The 18,388-nt window shown below is 53.3% G+C and carries 2 protein-coding genes; both read left to right on the top strand.

Annotated features, from left to right (window positions below; genetic code table 11):
- The first annotated feature begins 286 nt into the window (after positions 1–286).
- Positions 287–5,992, top strand: a complete 5,706-nt coding sequence (locus tag AC6I7V_RS07065; protein ID WP_498010537.1) for an Ig-like domain-containing protein — start codon at positions 287–289, stop codon at positions 5,990–5,992.
- Complete coding sequence (locus AC6I7V_RS07060) at positions 5,895–18,299, top strand: Ig-like domain-containing protein (protein WP_498011659.1); 12,405 nt, start codon at positions 5,895–5,897, stop codon at positions 18,297–18,299. The genes AC6I7V_RS07065 and AC6I7V_RS07060 overlap by 98 nt, the downstream gene beginning before the upstream one ends.
- Positions 18,300–18,388: the final 89 nt, after the last annotated feature.

The following is an 18,388-nucleotide window of genomic DNA, read 5'->3' as shown; positions in this document are numbered from 1 at the left end:
AGGTTTTTGAGGGACTATTGAGACTGTTAAATCCCCTGAGGTTTTAACAAATCTTACCAGTTGCCATCTTCTTTAATATTAGAAAACACAATAACTTATATCGATGTTTTGAGCACTGAGACTATCATTTGATGTGATCTTTGTCATTACTCTGTATCTGTTTTTGTTAAATGAATGAGTGCTACCTATGAAATGGCTATAAATAGGTGTTATATTTTATCTAATTAGCATTTTTTATGTGTCGCATTTTTGACACGCCACTTCAAAAGTGGACTTAGGGGTAAATATGGATATGACAATTTTAAACCTAGTAGGCGTACTAGGTGCTGGACAACGTATTGTTATAGGTCTTGATGGCAACGTGCGAGTTTTGGAAGCCGGAGAAGCATTAAGAGCTGGTGACCTCATTTTGGAAAGTCAAAATAATGAGGCGGTCAACCCTAACTTGTCTGTGAAGAGATTTGAAGATGATGTCGAGATAGAACTTGATGAAGACATCGCAAATATTTTCGCTGCATTAGAAGAGGGAGCGGACCCGACGCAACTCGGCGATGAATTCGCTACTGCTGCCGGTGAAAGTGGCTCAAGCCTAGTTAATAGCGGCACTATCGAGCGTGACGGTGAAGAGACTATTCCCGAAACTGAGTTTGTAACCAGTGGGTTTCAGTCAATCGGTTTGTCAGAAACTCAAAGCCTGACTCTTTTAGAAGCATTCCGCTCATTTACCTCGGAAAATAGCACGCCCAATTTTACTAACCCTGATGGTTCTCTATCTGGAGATACGCTGTCAATTTCAACAGACGAAGATACGTCAGTTAGTGGTCAACTAGAAGCAACAGATGCAGATGGTGACTCGGTCACATTTTCAGAGGGTCAATCCCCATCAAATGGTCAGTTAGCTCTTTCGGCAGATGGCAGCTGGACCTACACCCCAAACGCAGACTACAACGGCAGTGATAGCTTCACCGTTATCGTCTCTGACGGCCAAGGTGGCACAGATACAATCACAGTTAACGTTGACGTTACCCCTGTCAACGATGCCCCAACGCTTGTTGATAGCAATGGCGATCCATTAGGCGACAGTGTTTCAGTCTCAACCGATGAGGATACCCCAGTCAGTGGCTCTCTCTCTGCATCTGATAGCGATAATGACTCATTAAGCTTCTCCAAAGGCAGCGATCCATCTAATGGCTCAGTGACTGTCGACGAAAACGGCAACTGGACTTATACACCAAACGAAGACTACAACGGCAGCGATAGCTTTACGGTTATTGTCTCTGACGGCCAAGGTGGTACGGATACACTGACAGTGAATGTTGGTGTGACTCCGGTGAACGATGCTCCGACGCTTGTTGATAGCAATGGCAACCCTCTAGGTGACAGCATTGCTGTAACAACAGATGAAGATACTCCAGTCAGCGGCTCTCTTTCTGCATCTGACGGAGACAACGACTCTTTAAGCTTCTCAAAAGGCAGTGATCCAACTAATGGTTCAGTGACGGTTGATGAGAACGGCAATTGGACCTACACACCAAACGAAGACTACAACGGTAGCGACAGCTTCACAGTCATCGTCTCTGACGGTCAAGGTGGCACAGACACACTGACAGTGAATGTTGGTGTGATTCCAGTAAACGATGCTCCGACGCTTGTTGATAGCAATGGCGATCCATTAGGCGACAGCGTAGCAGTAACCACAGACGAAGACACTCCAGTCAGCGGCTCACTTTCTGCATCTGACGGAGACAACGACTCTTTAAGCTTCTTAAAAGGCAGCGATCCAACTAATGGCTCAGTGACTGTCGACGAAAACGGCAACTGGACTTATACACCAAACGAAGACTACAACGGCAGTGACAGCTTTACTGTTATCGTCTCTGACGGTCAAGGTGGCACAGACACACTGACAGTGAATGTTGGTGTGACTCCAGTAAACGATGCTCCGACGCTTGTTGATAGCAATGGCAACCCTCTAGGTGACAGCATTGCTGTAACAACAGATGAAGATACGCCAGTCAGCGGCTCTCTTTCTGCATCTGATGGAGACAACGACTCTTTAAGCTTCTCAAAAGGCAGTGATCCAACTAATGGCTCAGTGACTGTCGACGAAAACGGCAACTGGACCTACATACCAAACGCAGACTACAACGGCAGCGACAGCTTTACAGTTATCGTCTCTGACGGCCAAGGTGGCACGGATACATTGACGGTGAATGTTGGTGTCAGTCCAGTTATAGCGCCGACGCTGGACATCACCAGCAATGATGCGAACCTGATCGAGGGCGAAACCGCGACCATCACGTTCACCTTCAGTGAAGCGGTGGATGGCTTCGATGCGAGCGACATCGTCACTTCAGGCGGTACGCTGAGCGGTCTGACGACCACAGACAACATCACCTGGACGGCGACCTTCACGCCAGCGGAAGACTTCGATGGCACCGCGAGCATCACGGTAGCGGATGATAAATACACCGACGTGGACGGCAACAATGGTACGGGCGACAGCCTGAACCTAGGCGTTGATACGGATGCGCCGACGCTGGACATCACCAGCAATGATGCGAACCTGATCGAGGGCGAAACCGCGACCATCACGTTCACCTTCAGTGAAGCGGTGGATGGCTTCGATGCGAGCGACATCGTCACTTCAGGCGGTACGCTGAGCGGTCTGACGACCACAGACAACATCACCTGGACGGCGACCTTCACGCCAGCGGAAGACTTCGATGGCACCGCGAGCATCACGGTAGCGGATGATAAATACACCGACGTGGACGGCAACAATGGTACGGGCGACAGCCTGAACCTAGGCGTTGATACGGATGCGCCGACGCTGGACATCACCAGCAATGATGCGAACCTGATCGAGGGCGAAACCGCGACCATCACGTTCACCTTCAGTGAAGCGGTGGATGGCTTCGATGCGAGCGACATCGTCACTTCAGGCGGTACGCTGAGCGGTCTGACGACCACAGACAACATCACCTGGACGGCGACCTTCACGCCAGCGGAAGACTTCGATGGCACCGCGAGCATCACGGTAGCGGATGATAAATACACCGACGTGGACGGCAACAATGGTACGGGCGACAGCCTGAACCTAGGCGTTGATACGGATGCGCCGACGCTGGACATCACCAGCAATGATGCGAACCTGATCGAGGGCGAAACCGCGACCATCACGTTCACCTTCAGTGAAGCGGTGGATGGCTTCGATGCGAGCGACATCGTCACTTCAGGCGGTACGCTGAGCGGTCTGACGACCACAGACAACATCACCTGGACGGCGACCTTCACGCCAGCGGAAGACTTCGATGGCACCGCGAGCATCACGGTAGCGGATGATAAATACACCGACGTGGACGGCAACAATGGTACGGGCGACAGCCTGAACCTAGGCGTTGATACGGATGCGCCGACGCTGGACATCACCAGCAATGATGCGAACCTGATCGAGGGCGAAACCGCGACCATCACGTTCACCTTCAGTGAAGCGGTGGATGGCTTCGATGCGAGCGACATCGTCACTTCAGGCGGTACGCTGAGCGGTCTGACGACCACAGACAACATCACCTGGACGGCGACCTTCACGCCAGCGGAAGACTTCGATGGCACCGCGAGCATCACGGTAGCGGATGATAAATACACCGACGTGGACGGCAACAATGGTACGGGCGACAGCCTGAACCTAGGCGTTGATACGGATGCGCCGACGCTGGACATCACCAGCAATGATGCGAACCTGATCGAGGGCGAAACCGCGACCATCACGTTCACCTTCAGTGAAGCGGTGGATGGCTTCGATGCGAGCGACATCGTCACTTCAGGCGGTACGCTGAGCGGTCTGACGACCACAGACAACATCACCTGGACGGCGACCTTCACGCCAGCGGAAGACTTCGATGGCACCGCGAGCATCACGGTAGCGGATGATAAATACACCGACGTGGACGGCAACAATGGTACGGGCGACAGCCTGAACCTAGGCGTTGATACGGATGCGCCGACGCTGGACATCACCAGCAATGATGCGAACCTGATCGAGGGCGAAACCGCGACCATCACGTTCACCTTCAGTGAAGCGGTGGATGGCTTCGATGCGAGCGACATCGTCACTTCAGGCGGTACGCTGAGCGGTCTGACGACCACAGACAACATCACCTGGACGGCGACCTTCACGCCAGCGGAAGACTTCGATGGCACCGCGAGCATCACGGTAGCGGATGATAAATACACCGACGTGGACGGCAACAATGGTACGGGCGACAGCCTGAACCTAGGCGTTGATACGGATGCGCCGACGCTGGACATCACCAGCAATGATGCGAACCTGATCGAGGGCGAAACCGCGACCATCACGTTCACCTTCAGTGAAGCGGTGGATGGCTTCGATGCGAGCGACATCGTCACTTCAGGCGGTACGCTGAGCGGTCTGACGACCACAGACAACATCACCTGGACGGCGACCTTCACGCCAGCGGAAGACTTCGATGGCACCGCGAGCATCACGGTAGCGGATGATAAATACACCGACGTGGACGGCAACAATGGTACGGGCGACAGCCTGAACCTAGGCGTTGATACGGATGCGCCGACGCTGGACATCACCAGCAATGATGCGAACCTGATCGAGGGCGAAACCGCGACCATCACGTTCACCTTCAGTGAAGCGGTGGATGGCTTCGATGCGAGCGACATCGTCACTTCAGGCGGTACGCTGAGCGGTCTGACGACCACAGACAACATCACCTGGACGGCGACCTTCACGCCAGCGGAAGACTTCGATGGCACCGCGAGCATCACGGTAGCGGATGATAAATACACCGACGTGGACGGCAACAATGGTACGGGCGACAGCCTGAACCTAGGCGTTGATACGGATGCGCCGACGCTGGACATCACCAGCAATGATGCGAACCTGATCGAGGGCGAAACCGCGACCATCACGTTCACCTTCAGTGAAGCGGTGGATGGCTTCGATGCGAGCGACATCGTCACTTCAGGCGGTACGCTGAGCGGTCTGACGACCACAGACAACATCACCTGGACGGCGACCTTCACGCCAGCGGAAGACTTCGATGGCACCGCGAGCATCACGGTAGCGGATGATAAATACACCGACGTGGACGGCAACAATGGTACGGGCGACAGCCTGAACCTAGGCGTTGATACGGATGCGCCGACGCTGGACATCACCAGCAATGATGCGAACCTGATCGAGGGCGAAACCGCGACCATCACGTTCACCTTCAGTGAAGCGGTGGATGGCTTCGATGCGAGCGACATCGTCACTTCAGGCGGTACGCTGAGCGGTCTGACGACCACAGACAACATCACCTGGACGGCGACCTTCACGCCAGCGGAAGACTTCGATGGCACCGCGAGCATCACGGTAGCGGATGATAAATACACCGACGTGGACGGCAACAATGGTACGGGCGACAGCCTGAACCTAGGCGTTGATACGGATGCGCCGACGCTGGACATCACCAGCAATGATGCGAACCTGATCGAGGGCGAAACCGCGACCATCACGTTCACCTTCAGTGAAGCGGTGGATGGCTTCGATGCGAGCGACATCGTCACTTCAGGCGGTACGCTGAGCGGTCTGACGACCACAGACAACATCACCTGGACGGCGACCTTCACGCCAGCGGAAGACTTCGATGGCACCGCGAGCATCACGGTAGCGGATGATAAATACACCGACGTGGACGGCAACAATGGTACGGGCGACAGCCTGAACCTAGGCGTTGATACGGATGCGCCGACGCTGGACATCACCAGCAATGATGCGAACCTGATCGAGGGCGAAACCGCGACCATCACGTTCACCTTCAGTGAAGCGGTGGATGGCTTCGATGCGAGCGACATCGTCACTTCCAGGCGGTACGCTGAGCGGTCTGACGACCACAGACAACATCACCTGGACGGCGACCTTCACGCCAGCGGAAGACTTCGATGGCACCGCGAGCATCACGGTAGCGGATGATAAATACACCGACGTGGACGGCAACAATGGTACGGGCGACAGCCTGAACCTAGGCGTTGATACGGATGCGCCGACGCTGGACATCACCAGCAATGATGCGAACCTGATCGAGGGCGAAACCGCGACCATCACGTTCACCTTCAGTGAAGCGGTGGATGGCTTCGATGCGAGCGACATCGTCACTTCAGGCGGTACGCTGAGCGGTCTGACGACCACAGACAACATCACCTGGACGGCGACCTTCACGCCAGCGGAAGACTTCGATGGCACCGCGAGCATCACGGTAGCGGATGATAAATACACCGACGTGGACGGCAACAATGGTACGGGCGACAGCCTGAACCTAGGCGTTGATACGGATGCGCCGACGCTGGACATCACCAGCAATGATGCGAACCTGATCGAGGGCGAAACCGCGACCATCACGTTCACCTTCAGTGAAGCGGTGGATGGCTTCGATGCGAGCGACATCGTCACTTCAGGCGGTACGCTGAGCGGTCTGACGACCACAGACAACATCACCTGGACGGCGACCTTCACGCCAGCGGAAGACTTCGATGGCACCGCGAGCATCACGGTAGCGGATGATAAATACACCGACGTGGACGGCAACAATGGTACGGGCGACAGCCTGAACCTAGGCGTTGATACGGATGCGCCGACGCTGGACATCACCAGCAATGATGCGAACCTGATCGAGGGCGAAACCGCGACCATCACGTTCACCTTCAGTGAAGCGGTGGATGGCTTCGATGCGAGCGACATCGTCACTTCAGGCGGTACGCTGAGCGGTCTGACGACCACAGACAACATCACCTGGACGGCGACCTTCACGCCAGCGGAAGACTTCGATGGCACCGCGAGCATCACGGTAGCGGATGATAAATACACCGACGTGGACGGCAACAATGGTACGGGCGACAGCCTGAACCTAGGCGTTGATACGGATGCGCCGACGCTGGACATCACCAGCAATGATGCGAACCTGATCGAGGGCGAAACCGCGACCATCACGTTCACCTTCAGTGAAGCGGTGGATGGCTTCGATGCGAGCGACATCGTCACTTCAGGCGGTACGCTGAGCGGTCTGACGACCACAGACAACATCACCTGGACGGCGACCTTCACGCCAGCGGAAGACTTCGATGGCACCGCGAGCATCACGGTAGCGGATGATAAATACACCGACGTGGACGGCAACAATGGTACGGGCGACAGCCTGAACCTAGGCGTTGATACGGATGCGCCGACGCTGGACATCACCAGCAATGATGCGAACCTGATCGAGGGCGAAACCGCGACCATCACGTTCACCTTCAGTGAAGCGGTGGATGGCTTCGATGCGAGCGACATCGTCACTTCAGGCGGTACGCTGAGCGGTCTGACGACCACAGACAACATCACCTGGACGGCGACCTTCACGCCAGCGGAAGACTTCGATGGCACCGCGAGCATCACGGTAGCGGATGATAAATACACCGACGTGGACGGCAACAATGGTACGGGCGACAGCCTGAACCTAGGCGTTGATACGGATGCGCCGACGCTGGACATCACCAGCAATGATGCGAACCTGATCGAGGGCGAAACCGCGACCATCACGTTCACCTTCAGTGAAGCGGTGGATGGCTTCGATGCGAGCGACATCGTCACTTCAGGCGGTACGCTGAGCGGTCTGACGACCACAGACAACATCACCTGGACGGCGACCTTCACGCCAGCGGAAGACTTCGATGGCACCGCGAGCATCACGGTAGCGGATGATAAATACACCGACGTGGACGGCAACAATGGTACGGGCGACAGCCTGAACCTAGGCGTTGATACGGATGCGCCGACGCTGGACATCACCAGCAATGATGCGAACCTGATCGAGGGCGAAACCGCGACCATCACGTTCACCTTCAGTGAAGCGGTGGATGGCTTCGATGCGAGCGACATCGTCACTTCAGGCGGTACGCTGAGCGGTCTGACGACCACAGACAACATCACCTGGACGGCGACCTTCACGCCAGCGGAAGACTTCGATGGCACCGCGAGCATCACGGTAGCGGATGATAAATACACCGACGTGGACGGCAACAATGGTACGGGCGACAGCCTGAACCTAGGCGTTGATACGGATGCGCCGACGCTGGACATCACCAGCAATGATGCGAACCTGATCGAGGGCGAAACCGCGACCATCACGTTCACCTTCAGTGAAGCGGTGGATGGCTTCGATGCGAGCGACATCGTCACTTCAGGCGGTACGCTGAGCGGTCTGACGACCACAGACAACATCACCTGGACGGCGACCTTCACGCCAGCGGAAGACTTCGATGGCACCGCGAGCATCACGGTAGCGGATGATAAATACACCGACGTGGACGGCAACAATGGTACGGGCGACAGCCTGAACCTAGGCGTTGATACGGATGCGCCGACGCTGGACATCACCAGCAATGATGCGAACCTGATCGAGGGCGAAACCGCGACCATCACGTTCACCTTCAGTGAAGCGGTGGATGGCTTCGATGCGAGCGACATCGTCACTTCAGGCGGTACGCTGAGCGGTCTGACGACCACAGACAACATCACCTGGACGGCGACCTTCACGCCAGCGGAAGACTTCGATGGCACCGCGAGCATCACGGTAGCGGATGATAAATACACCGACGTGGACGGCAACAATGGTACGGGCGACAGCCTGAACCTAGGCGTTGATACGGATGCGCCGACGCTGGACATCACCAGCAATGATGCGAACCTGATCGAGGGCGAAACCGCGACCATCACGTTCACCTTCAGTGAAGCGGTGGATGGCTTCGATGCGAGCGACATCGTCACTTCAGGCGGTACGCTGAGCGGTCTGACGACCACAGACAACATCACCTGGACGGCGACCTTCACGCCAGCGGAAGACTTCGATGGCACCGCGAGCATCACGGTAGCGGATGATAAATACACCGACGTGGACGGCAACAATGGTACGGGCGACAGCCTGAACCTAGGCGTTGATACGGATGCGCCGACGCTGGACATCACCAGCAATGATGCGAACCTGATCGAGGGCGAAACCGCGACCATCACGTTCACCTTCAGTGAAGCGGTGGATGGCTTCGATGCGAGCGACATCGTCACTTCAGGCGGTACGCTGAGCGGTCTGACGACCACAGACAACATCACCTGGACGGCGACCTTCACGCCAGCGGAAGACTTCGATGGCACCGCGAGCATCACGGTAGCGGATGATAAATACACCGACGTGGACGGCAACAATGGTACGGGCGACAGCCTGAACCTAGGCGTTGATACGGATGCGCCGACGCTGGACATCACCAGCAATGATGCGAACCTGATCGAGGGCGAAACCGCGACCATCACGTTCACCTTCAGTGAAGCGGTGGATGGCTTCGATGCGAGCGACATCGTCACTTCAGGCGGTACGCTGAGCGGTCTGACGACCACAGACAACATCACCTGGACGGCGACCTTCACGCCAGCGGAAGACTTCGATGGCACCGCGAGCATCACGGTAGCGGATGATAAATACACCGACGTGGACGGCAACAATGGTACGGGCGACAGCCTGAACCTAGGCGTTGATACGGATGCGCCGACGCTGGACATCACCAGCAATGATGCGAACCTGATCGAGGGCGAAACCGCGACCATCACGTTCACCTTCAGTGAAGCGGTGGATGGCTTCGATGCGAGCGACATCGTCACTTCAGGCGGTACGCTGAGCGGTCTGACGACCACAGACAACATCACCTGGACGGCGACCTTCACGCCAGCGGAAGACTTCGATGGCACCGCGAGCATCACGGTAGCGGATGATAAATACACCGACGTGGACGGCAACAATGGTACGGGCGACAGCCTGAACCTAGGCGTTGATACGGATGCGCCGACGCTGGACATCACCAGCAATGATGCGAACCTGATCGAGGGCGAAACCGCGACCATCACGTTCACCTTCAGTGAAGCGGTGGATGGCTTCGATGCGAGCGACATCGTCACTTCAGGCGGTACGCTGAGCGGTCTGACGACCACAGACAACATCACCTGGACGGCGACCTTCACGCCAGCGGAAGACTTCGATGGCACCGCGAGCATCACGGTAGCGGATGATAAATACACCGACGTGGACGGCAACAATGGTACGGGCGACAGCCTGAACCTAGGCGTTGATACGGATGCGCCGACGCTGGACATCACCAGCAATGATGCGAACCTGATCGAGGGCGAAACCGCGACCATCACGTTCACCTTCAGTGAAGCGGTGGATGGCTTCGATGCGAGCGACATCGTCACTTCAGGCGGTACGCTGAGCGGTCTGACGACCACAGACAACATCACCTGGACGGCGACCTTCACGCCAGCGGAAGACTTCGATGGCACCGCGAGCATCACGGTAGCGGATGATAAATACACCGACGTGGACGGCAACAATGGTACGGGCGACAGCCTGAACCTAGGCGTTGATACGGATGCGCCGACGCTGGACATCACCAGCAATGATGCGAACCTGATCGAGGGCGAAACCGCGACCATCACGTTCACCTTCAGTGAAGCGGTGGATGGCTTCGATGCGAGCGACATCGTCACTTCAGGCGGTACGCTGAGCGGTCTGACGACCACAGACAACATCACCTGGACGGCGACCTTCACGCCAGCGGAAGACTTCGATGGCACCGCGAGCATCACGGTAGCGGATGATAAATACACCGACGTGGACGGCAACAATGGTACGGGCGACAGCCTGAACCTAGGCGTTGATACGGATGCGCCGACGCTGGACATCACCAGCAATGATGCGAACCTGATCGAGGGCGAAACCGCGACCATCACGTTCACCTTCAGTGAAGCGGTGGATGGCTTCGATGCGAGCGACATCGTCACTTCAGGCGGTACGCTGAGCGGTCTGACGACCACAGACAACATCACCTGGACGGCGACCTTCACGCCAGCGGAAGACTTCGATGGCACCGCGAGCATCACGGTAGCGGATGATAAATACACCGACGTGGACGGCAACAATGGTACGGGCGACAGCCTGAACCTAGGCGTTGATACGGATGCGCCGACGCTGGACATCACCAGCAATGATGCGAACCTGATCGAGGGCGAAACCGCGACCATCACGTTCACCTTCAGTGAAGCGGTGGATGGCTTCGATGCGAGCGACATCGTCACTTCAGGCGGTACGCTGAGCGGTCTGACGACCACAGACAACATCACCTGGACGGCGACCTTCACGCCAGCGGAAGACTTCGATGGCACCGCGAGCATCACGGTAGCGGATGATAAATACACCGACGTGGACGGCAACAATGGTACGGGCGACAGCCTGAACCTAGGCGTTGATACGGATGCGCCGACGCTGGACATCACCAGCAATGATGCGAACCTGATCGAGGGCGAAACCGCGACCATCACGTTCACCTTCAGTGAAGCGGTGGATGGCTTCGATGCGAGCGACATCGTCACTTCAGGCGGTACGCTGAGCGGTCTGACGACCACAGACAACATCACCTGGACGGCGACCTTCACGCCAGCGGAAGACTTCGATGGCACCGCGAGCATCACGGTAGCGGATGATAAATACACCGACGTGGACGGCAACAATGGTACGGGCGACAGCCTGAACCTAGGCGTTGATACGGATGCGCCGACGCTGGACATCACCAGCAATGATGCGAACCTGATCGAGGGCGAAACCGCGACCATCACGTTCACCTTCAGTGAAGCGGTGGATGGCTTCGATGCGAGCGACATCGTCACTTCAGGCGGTACGCTGAGCGGTCTGACGACCACAGACAACATCACCTGGACGGCGACCTTCACGCCAGCGGAAGACTTCGATGGCACCGCGAGCATCACGGTAGCGGATGATAAATACACCGACGTGGACGGCAACAATGGTACGGGCGACAGCCTGAACCTAGGCGTTGATACGGATGCGCCGACGCTGGACATCACCAGCAATGATGCGAACCTGATCGAGGGCGAAACCGCGACCATCACGTTCACCTTCAGTGAAGCGGTGGATGGCTTCGATGCGAGCGACATCGTCACTTCAGGCGGTACGCTGAGCGGTCTGACGACCACAGACAACATCACCTGGACGGCGACCTTCACGCCAGCGGAAGACTTCGATGGCACCGCGAGCATCACGGTAGCGGATGATAAATACACCGACGTGGACGGCAACAATGGTACGGGCGACAGCCTGAACCTAGGCGTTGATACGGATGCGCCGACGCTGGACATCACCAGCAATGATGCGAACCTGATCGAGGGCGAAACCGCGACCATCACGTTCACCTTCAGTGAAGCGGTGGATGGCTTCGATGCGAGCGACATCGTCACTTCAGGCGGTACGCTGAGCGGTCTGACGACCACAGACAACATCACCTGGACGGCGACCTTCACGCCAGCGGAAGACTTCGATGGCACCGCGAGCATCACGGTAGCGGATGATAAATACACCGACGTGGACGGCAACAATGGTACGGGCGACAGCCTGAACCTAGGCGTTGATACGGATGCGCCGACGCTGGACATCACCAGCAATGATGCGAACCTGATCGAGGGCGAAACCGCGACCATCACGTTCACCTTCAGTGAAGCGGTGGATGGCTTCGATGCGAGCGACATCGTCACTTCAGGCGGTACGCTGAGCGGTCTGACGACCACAGACAACATCACCTGGACGGCGACCTTCACGCCAGCGGAAGACTTCGATGGCACCGCGAGCATCACGGTAGCGGATGATAAATACACCGACGTGGACGGCAACAATGGTACGGGCGACAGCCTGAACCTAGGCGTTGATACGGATGCGCCGACGCTGGACATCACCAGCAATGATGCGAACCTGATCGAGGGCGAAACCGCGACCATCACGTTCACCTTCAGTGAAGCGGTGGATGGCTTCGATGCGAGCGACATCGTCACTTCAGGCGGTACGCTGAGCAGTCTGACGACCACAGACAACATCACCTGGACGGCGACCTTCACGCCAGCGGAAGACTTCGATGGCACCGCGAGCATCACGGTAGCGGATGATAAATACACCGACGTGGACGGCAACAATGGTACGGGCGACAGCCTGAACCTAGGCGTTGATACGGATGCGCCGACGCTGGACATCACCAGCAATGATGCGAACCTGATCGAGGGCGAAACCGCGACCATCACGTTCACCTTCAGTGAAGCGGTGGATGGCTTCGATGCGAGCGACATCGTCACTTCAGGCGGTACGCTGAGCGGTCTGACGACCACAGACAACATCACCTGGACGGCGACCTTCACGCCAGCGGAAGACTTCGATGGCACCGCGAGCATCACGGTAGCGGATGATAAATACACCGACGTGGACGGCAACAATGGTACGGGCGACAGCCTGAACCTAGGCGTTGATACGGATGCGCCGACGCTGGACATCACCAGCAATGATGCGAACCTGATCGAGGGCGAAACCGCGACCATCACGTTCACCTTCAGTGAAGCGGTGGATGGCTTCGATGCGAGCGACATCGTCACTTCAGGCGGTACGCTGAGCGGTCTGACGACCACAGACAACATCACCTGGACGGCGACCTTCACGCCAGCGGAAGACTTCGATGGCACCGCGAGCATCACGGTAGCGGATGATAAATACACCGACGTGGACGGCAACAATGGTACGGGCGACAGCCTGAACCTAGGCGTTGATACGGTCAACGACAAACCAACCGCAACCGACTTCTCTGTGACCCTAGATAACCAAGATGAGGCATTCTTTACGTTTGATGGTGGTCAGTCTGGTTCTCAAGATAACGTTGGTGACATTGAAGATGATGCTTCCGGAACGTCAGTTAATGTGAAGATTCTTGAAGAGCCATTATTCGGTAACCTTTACGACGTTAGTGGCGGCGGCAAAGTACTGATTAAAGCTGGAGATATCATCAGCAGTGATGCTCAAATTGAATATGAACAAGACCAGAATGCGGTTGACAACTTAGACTTCGTTGCAAGTACGTTCCAAGGCCAAGTTGGGAATGGGACTACTAGTGTTAGCTACCTACAGAGCGACGATAACGATCCACAGAGTGGCGTCGTTATCAGTGCGGGACTTTATAGTGGTTCTTCTCCAATCGATGAAAATATCGATACTAACACCGCGTCTTATCTTGTTTATGATACGGGAAATAATAACCAAGAAAACGGTTTTGGCGTTTCTAAGAGTGTAACAGCAACAAGTGGTGAGCTAGACGTTGTAAACGACGATGCTCAAGAGTACATTTCCATCGATTACTCAGCGACTGGTGCATCTATCACACAGGCGAATATCGAGTTTGGTAGCGTATATGGTAACTACAGTGCAGGTAACAATGCAGGTGGTCGTATTGAAGTTATCGCGCTTGACGAAAGTGGCAATGTAGTTGGGACTTTCTATTTCGATAGTGATGAGTCTGGTGCAAACGGATTGAGTATTGATAGCAATGGTAATGCTACTGTCAACATCCAAGTTGATGGCGGTTTTACTGAGTTGCGTGTATTCACTACTCAGGATGGTTCTGATAATCCAAATAAAAACTCTAATATCACACTTAAAGGTGTTGACGTAGTAAGTGCGGAACTATCTGAAGAAATTGATTATCAGTCGGTGGACTCTAGTGGTTTGGTGAGTGACGAAGTCGCGCAACTTTCTATCGCACTAAACACAGCTAATGCGAAGCCAGTAGCCCAAAATGACACAGTGTCTGTCTTTGGAGGATTATCAGGATATTATTACAGCTCGAGTGACAGCGTTAATGGCAACATCGATTCTGTACAAGACGCGTTAGATGTTATTGCTAGCAAAGATGCGGACCTGACATTTGAAGCAAAAGATATCAATTATACGTTAAACGGAAACAACAACGGCTTAAGTTCTCAAAGTCAGTTTGAAGACTTCTTAAATACCGACTCTGGCTCAGTTGAAGGCACAGTTGGTGAACACACTGACGGTGTCGTTAAAATGAGTGGCTCAATCTACCTCGAAGCCGGCGATTATGCGTTCAAAGTTACCGCCGATGACGGCTACACGGTCTTGATTGATGGGGTTGCCGTTGCAACTGTTGATCGGAATCAGTCATCTACGACGACTCTGCATAATTCATTTACAGTAAATAGCGATGGCTACCATTCAATTGAAATCGTCTATTGGGACCAAGGCGGTGCTGCTAATCTAGACATCAATCTTGGTACGGTTGACGGCAATGGTAATTACAATAATGGCGAGCACGACTTAAATGATTTCCCACTGCTAGGAGATGTTTTGTCTGTTAAAGAGGGAGAGTCTTTAACGGTTGATTCGTCGCTTCTTTTGGCTAACGATTACGATCCAGATGATGGCGATACGTTTACTATTGTCGCCGATGGATTTAGCTCGACTGACGGAACAGTCTCATACGATCAAAATAGTGGTGAGATCTCCTTCACGCCAAATAGTAACGTGACGGGCAGTGCGTCATTTACATATACCATTGTCGACAGCGTTGGGCTCACTAGTACCGCGGTTGTGACAACTACTGTTACACCAATCAGTAACGGATTGACTGTTTCAGCAGACCTAACCAGCATAAGTGGAAACATCTCAGATTCAATCGTCTCACGCATTGAATCTAATCTGGCCACGAAGTCTGTTGATACAAGTGCGGACAACAGCGACAATCACCTTCAAAGTTCTGAAAGCGTAGCTTGGGTTGAGGCCCTTGATGGTAATGACACAGTTGTTTATGGCAGCGGAAATCATATGCAGGTACGAGGCGGAGACGGTGAAGACATCATTATCGGAAGTGATGGTACATCTTCTGTCTTGACGGAAAACTTACAAGGTGGCGACGGTAGCGACATTTTGGTTGGCGGGATAGATACATCCACAAGTATTAATCTGTTGGGAGATGATACTGGAGAATCTGGTAATGATGTTCTCATCTCTCGTAGTCCAACAACGAGCACAGCATACTATGGTGGTTCTGGTATCGACGTAGCGTACCTTGCAGGTCAAAGTACAGACTACACCTTTAGTACAGCAGGAGCCCCAGATTTCCGCTTAACTCATACTGGAACAGGGAATGCAAAACACGATTTTTATAGTATCGAGTCGTTGTATTTCTCTGACGGAAAATTCGAAGTCCAAAATGGCAACTTAGTTAAGGTCGCTGACGTTTACGAGCTCAATATCGATATCGATTTACACGATAATGATGGAAGTGAAGTCGTCACTGAAGTAACGGTTAGCAATGTACCTCAAGGTTCAGTGCTTTCTATCGGTACAGATAATGGCGATGGCACTTGGAGTATTCCAGTCAGCTCTTTAGACGCGGAAGGGAAAGTAACGATTCAAATTGAAAGTATCGTTGGTTCTACACCTAATTTGGTTGTTACAGCGGGTGCCCAGGAAATCGACAGCGATGGCGAGCCTGTAGACTTGCCAAAATATGCACAGGATGAGACAGGTAACATTCATAAACCTGAAATTGACCCTAACGGCGATAACAATGTTATGGGCGGTAAAGGTGAGGATGTACTATTAGGAGATTCAGGCGGATTTGTAACTAACGTTACCCCTGGTGTTAACTACAACATTGCTTTGGTTGTTGATGTCTCGGGAAGTATGGGATGGAACACAACAGATGGCGACGGAAATACGATAACACGCATTGCGATGCTTCAAGATGCGCTCAAGTTGCTAGCCGCAGATCTTGCGTCTCACGATGGCACGATCAATTTGAAACTGATTGGATTTGAGTACGAGGTAGTCGTTGAATTTGCAGTCAATGATTTACAACCTAATAGTCAAGGATATCTCGATTTAATTAACACCATCGAGAATGAGTTGGACCCAGATGACGGTGGTACCGGCTACGATGATGCTTTGGCTGCTGCAAATACATGGTTTGATACTCAGACGGTCGATAGTAATACCGAAAATTTGACGTTTTTCTTAACAGATGGCCAGCCAGCGAATAGCACTGTTGAAGATGCGCTTACTGAGTTTGCTGTACTGAGCACCAAGTCTAGCGTTATGGCCATAGGAATTGGTAACGATATTGATGACTCAATATTGAAGTTCTTTGACAATACTTCTTCTACTGGCCTTGCTGCAGTGCCTGGTTTAGGGACTGAAACTAAGCTAATCGATGTTTCTAATCATGGCTTTACAAATGTTAGTGATGACCACTATTACTCTGCTGTATATACCGATGACGGAAACTTAGTGTTTTATGACTATGATTCAAACGCGAGTAGTGATGTTGAAGCAGTTAGAACTCAAGAGTTTTCTGTTGCTAAGGATAGTAGTTCTATAAAGTTTGATGTTGATTTAACTAAAAGTAATTTCACCTGGTATCTGTATGACACTAACGGTACGCTGATTCAAAGTTCGACTCTAAGTAAGCATAACGGTGATACCTCAGTTCTGATCGAAGGTGTTGCTTCTGGTAATTATTACATGGTGTTCTCTCATGACGCATCGCAACAGTACAAAAATACTTACGCGGAGATTGAAGACATTTTTGTCGTAGAGCCGTTACTTGCTCCCGCAGGAGAAGTACAACTGGTGGATACTCCTAGCGAGCTACAAGCTGTGCTTCAGGGAGGTGAAATCATTAAAGATATCGCCGAATTGGGATCAGATACAGTAACAGGTGGGCAAGGTGCGGATATTTTATTCGGCGATAGTATCAATACCGATAACCTTCCGTGGAATACGGCAGGTAACCCTGCTAAGCCTTCTGACTTAGATGATGGCGCGGGTCTGCCTGCGTTAGAGCAGTTCCTTGAGCTAAAAAATGGTAACACACCAAGCGAGTTAGAGGTCTATGAGTACATTAAATCTAATCACGAATTGTTTAATGTCGACGGTGATTCACGCGGAGGTGATGACACGTTAGATGGCGGAGAAGGCAATGATATCCTCTATGGCCAAGGCGGTGACGATACACTGATTGGCGGATTAGGTGACGATATCTTAACTGGCGGTGAAGGAGAGGATATCTTTAAGTGGGTAGACATGGATGATGGATCTTCCGACACTATTACTGATTTCAGTGTGGCAGATGGAGACAAACTTGACCTATCTGAGCTGTTGGCTGACCTTGAGGCAGATGATATTAATGCTCTGCTAAACAATATTGAAGATTCGATCACTGACAACAATAGTGGCGGTTCTACTCTTACTATTGAAAAGGGTGGTGAGTCTATGACAATTGAGTTCAACAACGTCACTTCTTCAGAGTTAACTGATTATCTATTTAACCAAGATGGTTTGAAATACACCGATAGCTAACCGTTCACTGAAGTTCATTAGATAACAAAAGGGTCATCAAATGGTGACCCTTTTTACTTCTTAATCTTTAACTAGATATGTAACGCTTA

It is taken from the genome of Vibrio sp. KUL70, assembly GCF_059725515.1.
Note: the sequence above shows the minus strand (reverse complement) of the source record. Positions and strands in the feature narration are given on the sequence as shown.

Coding starts and splice junctions, on each gene's coding strand:
- AC6I7V_RS07065 (WP_498010537.1), top strand. CDS start 287: ATGGATATGACAATTTTAAACCTAGTAGGCGTACTAGGTGCTGGACAA.